This window comes from Phyllobacterium sp. T2-21 (assembly GCF_055378485.1).
Map to the genome: position 1 here is coordinate 598,850 of NZ_AP027912.1, position 15,479 is coordinate 614,328.

Consider the following 15,479-nt stretch of genomic DNA (forward strand, 5'->3'; position numbering starts at 1 on the left):
TCGCAATATGGCAACGAGGTGTGTGCCTCGACCTGATTCGAATGGAAGCCATGTCATGAAAGCAGTCGTCTTCGAGCAATTTGGCCAAGCCCCGTCAATCCGTACGGTGGCCGATCCGGTCCCGGCCTCGACGGGCGTTGTCATCAAGGTCGAAGCAACGGGACTGTGCCGCAGCGACTGGCACGGCTGGATGGGTCACGACCCCGATATCCAGTTGCCGCACGTGCCCGGCCATGAACTTGCCGGAACGGTTCAGGCTCTCGGCAGCCATGTCACCCAGTGGAAGATCGGCGACCGGGTCACCGTACCGTTTGTCGGCGGATGCGGCCATTGTTTCGAGTGCAACTCCGGCAATCATCAGGTGTGCGAACATCAGTTCCAGCCCGGCTTCACCGCCTGGGGTTCCTTTGCCGAATATGTCGCGGTGGATTTTGCCGATACCAATCTGGTCGGTCTGCCCGATACGCTGGATTTCGCCACGGCGGCGAGCCTCGGCTGCCGGTTCGTGACCTCATTCCGGGCGGTGGTCGATCAGGCCAGGGTGAAGCCCGGCGAATGGGTGGCTGTCCACGGTTGCGGCGGTGTCGGCCTGTCGGTGATCATGATCGCGACGGCCATGGGCGCCAATGTGATCGCGGTCGACCTGACCGCGGAAAAGCTTGCCTTCGCCCGTGAACTGGGCGCCGTCGCCACGGTGAACGGGTCGCAGCAGCAGGATATCGTCGGGGCCGTCAAGGAGATCACCAAGGGCGGGGCTCACGTCTCCATCGATGCGCTTGGCCATCCCTCGACCTGTTTCAATTCCATCGCCAATCTGCGCCGCCGCGGCCGCCACGTGCAGGTCGGCCTGATGCTGGGCGATCACGCCCGCGCGCCGATCCCGATGGACAAGGTCATCGCCTATGAGCTGGAAATCCTTGGCAGCCATGGCATGCAGGCCTTTCGCTACAAGGCACTGATGGACATGCTGGAGCAGGGAAAACTTGCCCCGCAAAAGCTGATCGGCAAGCGGATCTCCCTCGATGAAGCGCCGGCGGCCCTGATGGCGATGGACCGGTTCGAGGGAACCGGCATCAGTGTTGTGACGCGGTTTTAGCGCCAGCTTCCGTCGCGCCACATCATCGAAAAAGCCGTTCCATAGTCGGGATAGCGGAAGGCGAAACCCAGTTTCTTGATGCGTGCATTGGAGACGCGCTTGTTCTCGCCGTAGAAGGAGCGCGCCATGGGGGTCAGTTCCGCGGTCTCGAAATGGGTTTCGGCCGGCGGTTCGATGCCCATCAGCTCGGCGGCATAGGCGACCACATCCTGTGGCGGTGCGGGTTCGTCGTCGGTGATGTTGAACACGCCGCCCTCGTTGCGCTCGGCGAGAAAGCGCAGGGCCCTGGCGATATCGTCCACATGGATGCGGTTGAACACCTGTCCCGTCTTGTTGAGGCGGCGCGCCGTGCCATTGGCAAGATTGACGAACGCATTGCGTCCCGGCCCGTAAATGCCGCCGAGCCGCAGGATCGCCAGCGGCACCTTGTGTTCATCGGCCAGTTTCTGCCAGTCATTTTCGGCATCGACCCGTTCGACGGAGCGCGCCGACACCGGATGGCACGGCGTGGTTTCATCGACCCAGGCACCGCCATAATCGCCATAGACGCCGACGGTGGAGAGATAGCCGATCCATTGGAGTTTCGGCATGCCGGAGCGGATCGTCTCCCCGAACTGCGCATGAACGGGATCGCCGGTCTGCCCCGGCGACGTCGAAATGACGATGTGGGTCACCTGTTCCAGGGCGCCGACGATTTCCTGCGATGCATGGGTGCCCTGAAACAGGAATGGCGTGATGCCGTCCTGTTTCAGCGCTGCGAATTTGTCGTTGTCGCGTGTCGTCCCGCCGATGAAATCCGTTGTGCCGGCCATGATCCGGGCAAAAGCCCGGGCGGAATAACCGGCCCCGAAGAGAAAAATCCGCATCATTGTTTCTTTCCTGCATTGCGCCATTCGGTCAGTACGCTGGCATCGCCTTCCTGCACAGCATAGCGTATTTGCAGCGTAGCAAAATGCGCCGCATCGACAAGCTCCCCGAGCGCCCAGACGGCGGCACCGCGCACGATGGGCGCGGGATCGTCGAGATGCCGTTCGACCAGCGCAACCAGATCGGGTTGTCCGGAATTGCCGCTGGCAATGAGCACGTTGCGCAGGAAGCGGTCCCGGCCGATGCGCTTGACCGGCGAGCCGGAAAAGAGCGTGCGGAACGCGGCATCGTCAAGCGTGAGGAAGGTTGCCAGGTCCGGGGCTTTCAGATCGTCGCGCGCCTGCAGCCTGGCTTCCCGCGCCATCCCGGCAAATTTGTTCCACGGGCAGACCGCGAGGCAATCGTCGCAGCCGTAGATACGGTTGCCCATGGCCTTGCGGAATTCCGGTGCAATGGGCTCCTTGTGTTCGATGGTCAGATACGAAATGCAGCGCCGGGCGTCGAGCTGATAGGGCGCCGGAAAGGCATTGGTCGGGCAGACGTCGAGACAGGCATGACAGGTGCCGCAATGATCGGTTTCGCGTCCGTCCGGCTCGAGTTCCGCCGTGGTGAAGATGGTGCCCAGGAACAGCCAGGAACCATGGCTGCGGCTGACAAGATTGGTGTGTTTGCCCTGCCAGCCCAGACCGGCCGCCTCGGCAAGCGGCTTTTCCATCACCGGTGCCGTGTCGACGAACACCTTGACGTTTTCGCCGGCGGCCCGCGAAGCAAACCGGCTGGCGACGCCCTTCAGCTTGCCCTTGATGATATCGTGATAGTCACGGTTCTGCGCATAGACGGAGATGGCCGCCTTGTCCTTCCGGGCGAGGATGTCCAGGGGATTGCTGTCCGGGCCGTAGTTCATCGCCAGCACGATGATCGAGCGCACATCGGGCCACAGCGTCCGGGGGTCGGCGCGGCGCTCGGCGGTTTCCGCCATCCAGGCCATGCTGGCGTGGCGGCCTTTTTCCAGATAGTGGCGCAAGCGCTCTTCGGCGAGCGGAATGGCATCCGGCCGTGTAATCGCGATAAGGTCGAAGCCTGCGGCCCGCGCCTCCTCAATGATGAATTGCTTCAGCCGCTGCGGCTGCGCCTTTGGCCCTGAACGTGTCGCGGCTTTTGCATCCGCGGGCAGCATCAGAAATCCAGATCGCCGTAATGCGATGATGGCGGCAGGCCGCGCACGCGGTCGGACAGCAACGGGCGGAAGGACGGGCGCGATTTCATGCGCGTGTACCAGTCCCGGGCGGCCTTGTATTCCGACCACTTGATCTCGCCGAGATAGTCGAGGATGGAAATCGACGCGGCCGCGGCCATGTCGGCATAGCTCGGGGTTGGGCCGGCCAGCCAGTTGCGCGTCGCGGTCAGCCAGTCGATATATTTCATGTGCTGGGTGATATTGGCGCGGGCGGCCCGGATGGCGGTGGAATCCGGTGCGCCGCCGCCCTGTTCGGCGGTCATATGCAGCTTGAAAATGCGCTCGCGCGCCATATGCCGCGTCACTTCGTTTTCGAACTTGATCAGGAACCAGTCGACGAGACGGCGCACTTCGGCGCGGTTGAGCGAATCCTCGGGAAACAGGCGGCGGCTGCGCTTCAGGGCGCCGCGCGTCTCATCGATATATTCGGAAATCACCGTGGCGCCGGCAACGGGAACATCGCCTTCCGCCAGCAGCACAGGCAGCGTCCCGGCGGGATTGAGCGCCAGAAACTCCTTGCGTCTCGACCAGCTGTTTTCCTCGATCAGCTCAACTTCAATATCGTATTCGTTGAGGATAAGCCGGGCATAGCGCGAACCGGTGGACATCGGATGATGGAAAAGCGTCAACATGGCAGGTGTTTCATAAATCTTTCGAACTGGCATTTTATCGGGGGGCAGCGTATTGCTCGGCCGCCCTTGAGTCTATGCGAACCTATAGGCGCAACTGCGGCGTGAGACAAGCAAACAGCATGTGATCATCCTGACCGGGATCACCATCGGAAGTCATAATCATGGAATCGCAGACAATTGTCGAAGCCCTTTTTCTCGGATTGCTGGAAGGGTTAACAGAGTTTATACCGGTCTCCTCCACAGGGCATCTGCTGCTGGCCGGACGCTTCCTCGGCTTTGAATCAAACGGCAAGACATTCGAGGTTCTGATCCAGCTTGGCGCGATCCTGGCCATTCTCACTGTCTATTTCGGCCGCCTGCTGAAAATTGCCCGGGACCTTCCCGGCGATGCGGGCACCCGGCGTTTCGTCGCCGGCATTCTCGTCGCGTTCCTGCCGGCCGTCGTCATCGGCGTGCTGGCGCATGGGTTCATCAAGGCGGTGCTGTTTGAATCGCCGATGCTGATCTGCATCATGCTGATTGTCGGCGGAATCATTCTGCTCTGGGTGGACCGGCTGGACCTGAAGCCGCGCCACACCAATGTGATGGACTATCCGTTGTCGCTGTGCCTGAAGATCGGTTTCATCCAGTGTCTCGCCATGATCCCCGGAACATCGCGTTCCGGCTCGACCATCGTCGGTGCGCTCCTGCTCGGCGCAGACAAGCGCTCGGCGGCCGAGTTCTCGTTCTTTCTGGCGATGCCGACCATGGCGGGCGCCTTTGCCTATGATCTCTTCAAGAACCGCGATGTGCTGACGCTCAACGATGCATCGCTGATCGCCATCGGCTTTGTCGCAGCCTTCATATCGGGCGTCTTCGTCGTGCGGTATCTTCTGGACTATGTCTCGCGGCACGGTTTTGCATTGTTTGCCTACTGGCGGGTGATCGTCGGTACGGTCGGCCTGATCGCGCTCATCCTGGCGAAGTAGGAAGACAAAAAACCCCGGTCGAAGCCGGGGTTTTGTTTGGAACTGTACCGCCGGTATCAGGCGGGTTTCTGGCTCGAATACTGCCCCTGAGCACGGAAGCGCCAGAGATAGGACGGCAGGATCGTATCGATTGTCTGCGGCTGGATGCCGAGGCCTTCCAGCGTGCGATTTTCCTTCTTTGCCGCTTCGGACACAACGGAGTCCTTGTGCAGCAGCACCACCTGATCCTTGGTCAGAAGCGGTTTCGGCAGAAGGCCGAGAACAGAGCCCTGAAGCTTGGCAACCCACCATGGAATGGAGACCAGGATGCGCTTGCGTCCGATGATGCGCAGGGTTTCCTGCAGGCACTGGCGGAATGTCAGCACTTCGGCACCGCCGAGTTCATACACCTGTCCGGCATTGAGCGCGCCATCGACGGAGCGGGCAAACACCTCCGCGAGATCGCCGACATAAACCGGCTGGAACCGGGTCTTGCCGCCGCCGATCAGCGGCAGGAAGGGCGAGATGCGGGCCATGCCGGCAAAGCGGTTGAAGAAATCATCTTCCGGTCCGAACACGATGGACGGGCGGATGATCACCGCATCGGGCAATGTCTCGCGCACGGCCGCTTCGGCGCGGCCCTTGGTGCTGGCATAAAGCGAGGACGAGTGCGCATCGGCACCGAGCGCGGACATGTGGGTCAGCGGAACGCCGGCAGCGCGCGCAGCCTCGGCCACGGCGCGGGCGCCGAACTCATGCACGGTGCTGAAGCGCTGGGCACCGCTTTCATAGGCAATCCCGACGAGATTGATGACGTGATCGGACCCGGCAACGGCACGGTCGATCGACCAGCGGTAACGCAGATTGGCCTGAACGGCCTGGATCTGGCCGACACCGCCGAGGGGTTGCAGATGGAAAGCAAGGTCGGGCCGGCGCACGGCGACGCGAACACGATAGCCGCGCTTGGTCAGGGCCCGCACGACGTGACGACCGACAAAACCCGAACCCCCGAAAATCGTGACAAGTTTTGGCTTCGTGATTGTCATCTGGCACTCCTATGGAAATCGTCCAATATTCCCCTGCTGTTTAAAGCCTTTTGCCGCGAAGGCAAAGGGTGGATCGACAGCAGGTCTCGCGGCGCGTTGCCGCGCTTGGCCGGAAGGGATTGTGCCGGGCGCCGGTTACCAGCCGCAGGCAGCGGAATAATCCGCAAGCACGCGGTCGACGGCGGCAATCAGGATGGCTTCCGGATTGCTGCGGTCCGCGGGATGAACGGCAAGATCGGGCAAAAACTGCCGCAGCAGGGTTTCGGGAATGTCACGCCCGGCCAGAGCAGCCATGAGCGTGTTGACGGCCTGCATGGCTTCCGGCTCGGTCCAGTAATAGCGGATGCGGTCGCTGTAGCTGTAGTGACGCTGAACATGCAGGGCATCGTCCGCTCTGTGGTAATGCGACGCCCAATGCCCCGGCTTTTCCAGCATGAGGCGTTCCATGGCGCGGGCGAGCGGGCGTTCGCCGTAAGCCTTGTCCAGTTCCGACGCGATCAGGTCGAGCCCGTAGAGTGCTTCGCGCAGGGCAAAGGTCAGGCCCGGGCCGACTTTGAGAATCGGAAACCCGTCGCGCACGAGCGCCGAAAGCGACTGCACGGTCTGGTAGTCGGTGGAATGGGCTTCGAACACGAATTGCGGTTCATGCGCCAGCAGTTTCGTCAGCGCCACGGCCTGATCCGGCCGGTATTCGACGACATTCTCATTGCCGAACTCGACGCCGGGCTGCACGACAATACCGATGACGCGGTCAAAGGCAGCCTGAAGTCCTTCGCTGGCAAAGCGCGCTCGGTGCACGGCAATAGTGTGGCGTGCCGCATCCGGGCTGGTGGGCGTGACCTCGGTCAGTTCATGGTCCGCGCCGCCCGGAACCGGTACTTCCGTGCCGATGATGTAATTGGGCAGAGCAAAGCCGCTTGCCGCCGCCGCCTGTTCGGCGGCCTTGGCGAGCCGCGCGGCGCGCTGGGCCGTCACCTCGTCATCGAGCGCCGGCGGCTCCCCGGCGCAGCCCATGCTGGCGTCCAGATGGATCTTGGTGAAGCCGGCCTGGATATAGTCGATGACCATGGCTTCCGCCTTCGCCATGGCCTCTTCCGCCGGCAGCTTGCGCCATGGATTGGGGCCGAGATGATCACCGCCGAAGATGAGATTGTTGCGGTCAAAGCCTTCTTCGCGGGCAATCGCTTCGACGAAGACGACGAAATCGACCGGCGTCATGCCGGTATAGCCGCCATATTGGTTGACCTGGTTGCACGTTGCCTCGATGAGAACGATCTGTCCGTGCTTTTTGCCGCGCCGCAGGGCCGCCCTGATGACAAGGGGATGGGCGGAGCAGACGGATGTGATACCGGCATTGTCACCATTGCGGTGCGCCGTGGCCAACTGGGCGAGGGACTTGAACATCTTACTTCCTTGGTGTCGCAGCGATGAACTGGTCGAGTTCCGGGAAGGTCGATGTGCCTTCCATGGGGCCGCGGCGGGTCACGTTGCGGGCGCCGGCGGCATTGGCAAAATCGAGTGCCTGCGCCGCTGCATGGCCGAGACGGCGGCAGGTGAGATAGGTGGCGCCGAAGCAGTCGCCGGCGCCGGTCGGGTCGATTTCATCAACGAGGAATGCCGGGCGGCTGACACTGCCCGCCTTGGTGTACAGCGCCGAGCCATGCTGGCCGCGCTTCACCACGATTTCCGCAATGCCGGAGGCGAGGAGCTCTTTGATCGCTTCGTCGTCGGTGGCCGCCGGGCAGGCCACGAAAAGCTCGTCGCCTGATGGCAGGAGCAGGTCGCTCGCCGCCACGAGGACTTTGAACTGGCGTCCGGTCTCTGCACCGGCGGCCAGTTCCTTGCGCATGTTGGGGTCGAGCGAGAGCGTGCCGCCGCGCTGCTTGATCTCCCGGAGGGCATAGTCGATGATCGGCCAAACCGCCGGGATCGACAGGGCGGATCCCATGACATGCAAATGACCGGCGCGCGCAATCAGGGCTCTGGCGCTGTCGTTCAGGTCGATGTTGCCTGCGGCGCTGCGGGCGATATTGTAGACGAAATCGCGCGTGCCATCATCGGCATAGCGGACAAACGCACTGCCCGTGGGATAATCGGGGCTGACGGCGATAGCCGAGACATCGGCACCGTCCCGGCGCAGCCGTTCGACGTTCAGGCGCCCGAAATCGTCACTGCCGACTGTGGCAATGATACCGGCCTGTCCGCCGAGTTTGGCCACCTGGTCGATAAAGATAGCCGGCGCACCACTTGGAAAAGGTCCGATCAGCGACTGGGCGTCGAGGAATCCCTTGCCGATCGTCGTGGCCATGATCTCGACGAGGATTTCGCCAACGGTAATGGTCGGGCCAAGGCTCTCCGGGGCCAGGGAGGAAGGGGTCACGTCAACCGTCATGTCGCTGTCTGCCTGTTGTCTCGCGCTTGAATCGTCAATACGCTCGGCACAAACAGATAAGCTCTATTATTTCCGTGTCAACAAATAAATCTTTACGCGCGACAAGTTTTGCATCAGGCTGACATGCGCAGCATGATCTCGGCGTTCAGCAATATCCGTTCATTGGCAGGCAGTTCGAATTTCGAGTCCTGATGCTCGCCGAGCTTGTGGAACAACAGCGCCGCCGCCAGCCTGCCGATCTCGTTGTAGTTCTGGGCGACCGTCGTCAGGGGTGGGCACATGTAGCGCGACAGGGGCTGATCGTCATGGCCGGCAACACGCAGGTCGCAGTCCTCGCCGCGCCCGACCTTCACGCCGGCCTGGAAGGCGGCGGCAATCACGCCGAAAGCCACACGGTCATTGGCGCAGAGCACGGTTCTGGTGGGAAAGCCGCCATCGCGCAGGATCTGGGTCGTGGCATCGAACGCGGATTTCTCGAAATCCCAGTCGGCGGCCTGCTCCACTTCGATAACGCGCGGCTCAAGCTTCAGGCTGTCCATCGCCTCGCAATAGGCCTCGCGCCGTTCAAATGCGTTGCTGTTGACCGGCGGCATGCCGAAATAGCAGGGCGCATCGCCGGAACGGGTGAGATAATCGACAATAAGCTGGAAGCTCTGCCGGTTGTTGGTGCCGACGAAGGGCGAAACCGTATCCAGGGGTGAGTCCACATAGATCATGGGGATGGACTCGCCCAGTTTCAGCAGTTTTTCCTGGTGCGACTGTACGCCGAGCGGCGCGATGATCGACCCGGCGACATTCATCGACTTGAAGGTTTCGATGGCGCGCTCTTCCAGTTCCGGCTTGCCGTCGGAACTGAGAACGAAGGCGAGATAACCCGCCTGTTCGGCGATGCCTTCGATTCGGCGGGTCAGGGCCGTGTAGAACGGATCTGTTGAATTCGGGATGATGATGCCGAGAATATTGGTGCGGCGGCGATTGAGATTGACCGCGAAAATATTCGGGCGGAAGCCGGACTGCTTGACCGCGGCCTCGATGATGTCGCGGGTCTTCTTGCGCACGGAGCTGGGGTCGTTGAAGTATTTCGACACGGTGGGCCGCGACAGGCCGACAAACGCGGAAAAGTCTTCCATTGTTCTGATCGTCTTTTTCACCGCGTGCATTCCCTTTTCACGACCGATTCGCCTGTTTTAGGAGACATCGCCGTGCTTGTGAAGAAAATGTCGTGAGACAATTTCATCGGTCTTTCCGTTTGCGTGCCTGGCACCCGCAACCCGCGAGGCCAATCAAAAATTTACAGAGCCGATCACATGCGTCAAGTTTTTGATTGAACCACAACAATTCTGGATCATGTCAAACTTTCGCTCCTGTAACGTCCGGTACCCGGCAATGTTCCCTGCCGGCGATCGTGGAAGCACGCCGGCCATGGCGAAGGTCGCTGCTTCGGCAGAAATGCGCCCTGCAGATTCTTGTATACAGACCTGCGAATATTTTGGTATGACTTATTTTAAGTTTACGTGCGTAAAGTTCGTAGGCTTAACCTTGGAGGAGGAGAGAATGAGCGTTACCTTGAGGAGGGCAACGCACCTGCTGCTCATGACCGCCGCCACCGGCGCTCTTGCCAGCACTGCGTCTGCAGAAGAATTGACCATCGCGACCGTCAACAATGCCGATATGATCGTGATGCAGAAATTGTCGCCCGAATGGGAGAAGGCGACCGGCAACAAGCTCAACTGGGTGGTCCTGGAAGAAAACGTGCTGCGTCAGCGTGTGACCACCGATATTGCCACCAAAAGCGGCCAGTTCGATATCCTGACCATCGGCGGCTATGAGGAGCCGATCTGGGGCAAGTCCGGATGGCTGGCATCGGTGGATGACCTCGGCGACGATTATGATTATGCCGATCTGCTCGATCCGATCAAAAAGGGCCTCACCGTCGACGGCAAGCTCTATGCGGTCCCGTTCTATACGGAAAGCTCGTTCACGCTCTACCGCAAGGATCTCTTCGATGCGGCGGGCCTGACCATGCCGGATCAGCCCACCTATGACCAGATCAAGCAGTTTGCCGCCAAGCTGACCGACACGTCGAAAGAGCAATATGGCATCTGCTTGCGCGGCAAGGCCGGGTGGGGCGAGAACATGGCGTTCCTCGGAACTATGATCAACACCTATGGCGGGCGCTGGTTCGACATGGACTGGAAACCGCAGATCAACTCGGCGCCGTGGAAAGAAGCCATTGCGACCTATGTCGACCTGATGAAGAAGTACGGCCCGCCCGGTGCGACCTCGAACGGCTTCAATGAAAACCAGGCGCTGTTTGCCACAGGCCACTGCGCCATGTGGATCGATGCGACATCGGCGGCCGGCCGTGTTTTCGATCCCAAGCAAAGCAAGGTGGCGGACAAGGTGGCGTTCACGCGGGCACCCGTTCAGGTGACACCCAATGGCGCCGGCTGGTCCTGGGCCTGGACCCTGGCCATTCCCGCCACGTCGAAGAAAGTCGACGCGGCGAAATCCTTCCTGAAATGGGCGACGTCGAAGGAGTACGTCAAGCGGGTTGCCGCCAGTGAAGGCTGGGTTGCGGTTCCGCCGGGAACACGCAAATCCACCTATGACAATCCGGACTATCAGAAGGCCGCGCCGTTCGCCGCAACGGTTCTGAAATCGATCATGGCGGCCGACCCGACAAAGCCGACGAAAGATCCTGTGCCCTATACCGGCGTGCAGTTCGTGGCCATTCCCGAATTCCAGGCGTTCGGTACGACGGTCGGCCAGCTGATATCGTCGGCACTGGCGGGCACGCAAACCGTCGACCAGGCGCTGGATTCCGGGCAGCGGCAGGTCGAGCAGATCATGACCCGCGCCGGCTACATCAAATAGCCTCCCGCCGTGGCCCGCATGGGATGTGCGGGCCACGGCACACTGCAAGCCAGCGCTCCCTGCAACAGGATGGATTTGCCATGAAAGCCATTCAATTCACTGGCCTCGGCATTGCCGGTCTGGCCGATCTTGATGAACCGGAACTTGCGCCCGGCCATGCGCTGGTCCGGGTGATGGCATCCGGTCTGTGCCATACGGATATCGACGTGCTGCATGGGCGATACGGCAACGGCGCCTTTCCGCTTGTTCCCGGCCACGAATATGCCGGTATCGTCGAGATGGTCGCGGACGATGTCACGGATGTGCGTCCCGGCGACCGTGTGGCCATCGATCCCAACATTCCCTGCGGCACCTGCCGGTCCTGCCGCAAGGGATTGACCAACCTGTGCGACCGTCTTGAAGCCTATGGCGTCTCGCGCAACGGCGGCTTCGCGCAGTACAGTACGGTCAACACCGCGCACCTGCATGGCATCGGCCATCTGCCTTTTCACATTGCAGCGCTTGCCGAACCGCTGGCCTGCGTGCTCAACGGGCTCGGCAATGCCCATGCCGTACGTGCCAAAAACGCCCTTGTCTTCGGCGCGGGCCCGATCGGCTTGCTGATGGCCCTGTCGCTGCAAGCGGAGGGCGTCGAGGATGTCAGCGTTGCCGACATCAATGAGGATCGGTTGAGCTTTGCCCAATTGCTCGGCCTCAAGCCGATAGTATCCGGCTCGGCTGCGCTTGGGAAACAGGCGAAGGCGTTTGATTTTGTCGCCGATGCGACGGGTATCGCCAGGGTGGTGGAAGAGATGATCGCCTACACGGCCGATGGCGGAACGGCGCTGGTTTTCGGGGTCAGCGCGCCGGACGCACGCATTCAGATCGCCCCGTTCGAAATGTTCCGCCGCCAGATCAGTCTCGTCGGCTCCCATTCGCTCAACCGCAATATTCCCGATGCCTTGGCCATATTGCAGCGCGACAACGGAACCATGGCAAGGCTTGTCTCCCATCGCCTGCCGCTGGATGACATTCTTCCCTATCTCGCGAAAGGCGCAGCAACGCCGCAGACCATGAAAGTACAATTCTCGGCCGAATAAATCTTCCCGAGGTTTGCTTCGGGTTAAGACTTGGATAGCATGCCCCCGGACCGGTCAGAATCGGTCAATTGCGGGGGAGCATACAATGGATGGCAATATTCCGAGCCCGGAAGTCTTTACCCATGTGCGTGTGATCATCGGTATCATTCTGGGTCTGAGTATTTCCCGGCTGCTCACCGGTGTCGCCCGCATCATTCAGCATCCGTTGCGCAAGAATATTTATCCCATTCATCTTGGCTGGGTATTCTTCACCTTTCTGACCGTGGTGCATTTCTGGTGGTTTGAATTTTACCTGCACCAGACCTTGGTGTGGAAGTTCGAGGCCTACCTCTTCGTCATTTTTTACGCCAGCCTGCACTTTCTGGCCTGCGGTATGCTTTTTCCCGACAGCATGGACGGGTATTCCGGCTACGAAAACTACTTCATGTCGCGGCGTGCCTGGTTCTTCGGCCTGTTGATGGCGATCTTCCTGGTCGATTTCGCCGACACGGCGATGAAGGGCCGGGAGCATTTTCATTCGCTTGGGCCTGTCTATCCCCTGCGCAATCTTTTCCTGATCAGTGTCTGTGGTGCCGCTGCCTATCTGCGCGAGCAGAGGATGCAGTGGCTGTTCCTCAGTCTGGCGCTTGTCTGTCAGCTCGTCTTCATCCTGATCCAGTTCGACACGATCTGAAAACGGCAAAGAAAAACCCGCCGGTCCTGGGACCAGCGGGTTTCGTTTCAGTCAGAACGTCAGGAGAAGCTTAGTTCTTTTCCTGCTTCTTCAGAGCGGCACCGAGGATGTCGCCCAGCGAAGCGCCGGAGTCGGACGAACCGTACTGTGCAACGGCTTCCTTCTCTTCAGCGATTTCCAGCGCCTTGATGGAGACCTGCAGCTTGCGGGTCTTCTTGTCGAAGGCGATGACGCGGGCGTCGACCTTCTGGCCAACCGTGAAGCGTTCCGGACGCTGTTCGTCACGATCGCGGGACAGATCCGCACGACGGATGAACGAGTCGAGATCGTGGTCAACCAGACGGACTTCGAGGCCGCCATCGGTGATCCCCGTGACTTCAACGGTTACAACGGCGTTCTTGCGCAGTTCACCCGAGGTTGCTGCTTCACCGACCTTGTCGCCTGTGAGCTGCTTGATGCCGAGCGAGATGCGTTCCTTCTCGACGTCAACATCGAGAACCTGCGCCTTGACGACGTCACCCTTGTTGTACTCTTCGATGACCTGTTCGCCCGGACGGTTCCAGTCGAGGTCGGAGAGGTGAACCATGCCGTCCACATCGCCATCGAGGCCAATGAACAGGCCGAATTCGGTCTTGTTCTTGACTTCGCCTTCGACGATCGTGCCGACAGGGAACTTGTCTGCGAAGGTCGTCCATGGGTTGTCGAGGGTCTGCTTGAGGCCCAGCGAGATGCGGCGCTTGACCGGATCCACTTCGAGAACAACGACTTCGACTTCCTGCGTGGTCGAGAGCAGCTTGCCCGGATGCACGTTCTTCTTTGTCCAGGACATTTCGGAAACGTGGATAAGGCCTTCGATGCCTGGCTCGATTTCGACGAATGCACCGTAGTCGGTGATGTTCGTAACCGTACCGGTGATCTTTTTGCCGATCGGGTACTTTGCACCGATACCATCCCAAGGATCGCTTTCGAGCTGCTTCATGCCGAGCGAAATACGATGTGTTTCCTGGTTGATGCGGATGATCTGAACCTTGACCGTCTGGCCGATATTCAGGATTTCCGACGGATGGTTGACGCGGCGCCATGCCATGTCGGTCACGTGCAGCAGACCATCGATACCGCCGAGGTCAACGAACGCACCATAGTCGGTGATGTTCTTGACGACGCCTTCAACGACCTGACCTTCTTCAAGGTTCTGGACGATTTCAGAGCGCTGTTCAGCACGGCTCTCTTCAAGAACGGTACGACGCGAAACAACGATGTTGCCGCGACGCTTGTCCATCTTGAGGATTTCGAAGGGCTGCGGGTTGTGCATCAGCGGGGTAACGTCGCGGATCGGACGGATGTCGACCTGCGAACGCGGCAGGAAGGCGACGGCGCCGTCGAGATCGACGGTGAAACCACCCTTGACCTGATTGAAGATGACACCATCGACGCGCTCGCCGCGGTTGAACTTCTCTTCAAGACGGACCCAGCTCTCTTCGCGGCGTGCTTTTTCACGCGACAGAACAGCTTCGCCGAGGGCATTTTCGATACGCTCGACGTAGACTTCAACGATATCGCCCGGCTTCAGCGAGCCGTCTTTGGCTTTCGCGCCGAATTCCTTGAGCGGTACGCGGCCTTCAACCTTGAGGCCAGCGTCAATGATCGCCATGTCTTTTTCGATGGCGACGATACGGCCCTTGACGACATAACCTTCAGCAAGGTCATTGGTGGCAAAGGACTCGGCGAGAAGAGCTTCGAAATCTTCGCGCGTTGGATTGGCTTGAGACATAAATACTCCTGGTGTGTCCGGACATCGTCATCGGACACAGCACCGGTGGTTCGTGTTGCGGTTCATCTGCGGGCCAATCCGCCCTATGCGGGCAATCCGGTGCATGGACTGGTAGCAGATGCTGGCTTAATGCCTGTTTCCCACCAAAGCCTGATCAATCAGTTTTTTGGCAGCAAGAAACGCGGTCTCTATATCCATTTCCGTCGTATCTAGCAAGTGCGCGTCGGCAGCGGGCTTCAATGGCGAGTCCGTGCGGCCCATATCGCGGGCGTCGCGGCGGGTAAGATCGGCCAGAATCTCCTCATACTGGACAGCCGCGCCCGAGGATTTGATTTCGTCAAACCGCCGCTTCGCCCGTGCTTGCGGGGAGGCGGTGATGTAAAGTTTGACCGGCGCGTCCGGGCAGACCACCGTTCCGATGTCGCGCCCGTCGAGTACGGTGCCGGGGGAGCGCTGGGCAAACGCCTGCTGGGCGGCAACCAGCGCCCGCCGGACCGCGGGCATGACGGCAACCTTGGAAGCCGCTTCGCCCACATCATGCGTGGACAGGGCTGCCCGGTCGAGTTTCGACAGATCGATGCCGCGTGCCGCCTTTTCCGCCAGAAATTCGTCGTCGAGCGCCATGTTCTGGTCGAGCAGCGCCTTGGCAACCGCGCGGTATGTCAGCCCGGTATCAAGATGATGATAGCCGTAATAATCGGCGATCCGCCGGGCCAGCGTGCCTTTGCCCGATGCAGCCGGTCCGTCGATGGCGATGGTGAAAGACGGCGCCGGCGCGTGGATATCGTCCTTTTCATCGCGGTCAAACAGCCAGTTGCCAAGGGCAAACAGCAGATAAGCCGCGGCAAGGACGAGCGTGATC

General features: G+C 60.5%; 14 protein-coding genes. 5 read left to right on the forward strand and 9 right to left on the reverse strand.

Features of this window, described 5'->3' with window-relative positions; translation table 11 throughout:
• Positions 1 to 55 precede the first annotated feature (55 nt).
• Positions 56 to 1,096, forward strand: a complete 1,041-nt coding sequence (locus tag ACZ5FP_RS03015) for a zinc-dependent alcohol dehydrogenase family protein (protein WP_464662060.1) — start codon at positions 56 to 58, stop codon at positions 1,094 to 1,096.
• On the opposite strand, the gene ACZ5FP_RS03020 is transcribed toward ACZ5FP_RS03015, so the two are convergent.
• Genes ACZ5FP_RS03020 through ACZ5FP_RS03030 form a run of 3 tightly spaced genes read right to left on the reverse strand, consistent with a single transcriptional unit; the run spans position 1,093 to position 3,832 of the window.
• On the reverse strand, positions 1,093 to 1,962 hold the full coding sequence (locus tag ACZ5FP_RS03020) for an SDR family oxidoreductase (protein WP_464663151.1): 870 nt from the start codon (positions 1,960 to 1,962) through the stop codon (positions 1,093 to 1,095). The genes ACZ5FP_RS03015 and ACZ5FP_RS03020 overlap by 4 nt on opposite strands.
• Positions 1,962 to 3,140, reverse strand: a complete 1,179-nt coding sequence (gene queG, locus ACZ5FP_RS03025; RefSeq protein WP_464662062.1) for a tRNA epoxyqueuosine(34) reductase QueG — start codon at positions 3,138 to 3,140, stop codon at positions 1,962 to 1,964. The genes ACZ5FP_RS03020 and queG overlap by 1 nt, the downstream gene beginning before the upstream one ends.
• Positions 3,140 to 3,832, reverse strand: coding sequence for a glutathione S-transferase family protein (locus tag ACZ5FP_RS03030; protein ID WP_223614022.1), 693 nt, complete (start codon positions 3,830 to 3,832; stop codon positions 3,140 to 3,142). Before ACZ5FP_RS03030 ends, queG begins: the two co-directional genes overlap by 1 nt.
• A 161-nt stretch (positions 3,833 to 3,993) precedes the next feature.
• Here ACZ5FP_RS03030 and ACZ5FP_RS03035 point away from each other — a divergent pair, with 161 nt between their 5' ends.
• On the forward strand, positions 3,994 to 4,800 hold the full coding sequence (locus ACZ5FP_RS03035) for an undecaprenyl-diphosphate phosphatase (RefSeq protein ID WP_464662064.1): 807 nt from the start codon (positions 3,994 to 3,996) through the stop codon (positions 4,798 to 4,800).
• 56 nt (positions 4,801 to 4,856) lie between these two features.
• Here ACZ5FP_RS03035 and ACZ5FP_RS03040 read toward each other — a convergent pair whose 3' ends face one another.
• From ACZ5FP_RS03040 to ACZ5FP_RS03055, 4 genes are all read right to left on the reverse strand, one after another.
• The gene (locus ACZ5FP_RS03040) at positions 4,857 to 5,825 is read right to left on the reverse strand and encodes a complex I NDUFA9 subunit family protein (RefSeq protein WP_464662066.1); all 969 of its coding nucleotides are present in this window, start codon (positions 5,823 to 5,825) and stop codon (positions 4,857 to 4,859) included.
• Between the two features lie 135 nt (positions 5,826 to 5,960).
• Positions 5,961 to 7,229 (reverse strand): D-tagatose-bisphosphate aldolase, class II, non-catalytic subunit, encoded by a 1,269-nt coding sequence (locus ACZ5FP_RS03045; protein WP_464662068.1) that lies wholly within the window; start codon positions 7,227 to 7,229, stop codon positions 5,961 to 5,963.
• A gap of 1 nt (position 7,230) precedes the next feature.
• Entirely contained in the window at positions 7,231 to 8,217 is a 987-nt protein-coding gene (locus ACZ5FP_RS03050) for a tagatose kinase (protein ID WP_464662069.1), read from the reverse strand.
• A gap of 113 nt (positions 8,218 to 8,330) precedes the next feature.
• Positions 8,331 to 9,347 carry a LacI family DNA-binding transcriptional regulator gene (locus tag ACZ5FP_RS03055; protein ID WP_464663152.1) on the reverse strand — a complete coding sequence of 339 codons (1,017 nt, stop codon included), beginning with the start codon at positions 9,345 to 9,347 and terminating at the stop codon, positions 8,331 to 8,333.
• Between the two features lie 463 nt (positions 9,348 to 9,810).
• Here ACZ5FP_RS03055 and ACZ5FP_RS03060 point away from each other — a divergent pair, with 463 nt between their 5' ends.
• The 3 genes from ACZ5FP_RS03060 (at position 9,811) to ACZ5FP_RS03070 (ending at position 12,846) form a co-directional block, all read left to right on the forward strand.
• On the forward strand, positions 9,811 to 11,094 hold the full coding sequence (locus tag ACZ5FP_RS03060; protein WP_464663153.1) for an ABC transporter substrate-binding protein: 1,284 nt from the start codon (positions 9,811 to 9,813) through the stop codon (positions 11,092 to 11,094).
• An 80-nt stretch (positions 11,095 to 11,174) separates the two neighbouring features.
• Positions 11,175 to 12,173: a zinc-dependent alcohol dehydrogenase family protein gene (locus ACZ5FP_RS03065; protein ID WP_464662070.1), complete on the forward strand. Its 999-nt coding sequence runs from the start codon at positions 11,175 to 11,177 to the stop codon at positions 12,171 to 12,173.
• An 85-nt stretch (positions 12,174 to 12,258) separates the two neighbouring features.
• Positions 12,259 to 12,846 carry a hypothetical protein gene (locus ACZ5FP_RS03070; RefSeq protein WP_346306129.1) on the forward strand — a complete coding sequence of 196 codons (588 nt, stop codon included), beginning with the start codon at positions 12,259 to 12,261 and terminating at the stop codon, positions 12,844 to 12,846.
• A gap of 70 nt (positions 12,847 to 12,916) precedes the next feature.
• Here the strand turns inward: ACZ5FP_RS03070 and rpsA are convergent, their stop codons facing one another.
• Entirely contained in the window at positions 12,917 to 14,617 is a 1,701-nt protein-coding gene (rpsA, locus tag ACZ5FP_RS03075; RefSeq protein WP_091879198.1) for a 30S ribosomal protein S1, read from the reverse strand.
• A gap of 126 nt (positions 14,618 to 14,743) precedes the next feature.
• Positions 14,744 to 15,400 carry a (d)CMP kinase gene (cmk, locus tag ACZ5FP_RS03080; RefSeq protein WP_464663154.1) on the reverse strand — a complete coding sequence of 219 codons (657 nt, stop codon included), beginning with the start codon at positions 15,398 to 15,400 and terminating at the stop codon, positions 14,744 to 14,746.
• Positions 15,401 to 15,479: the final 79 nt, after the last annotated feature.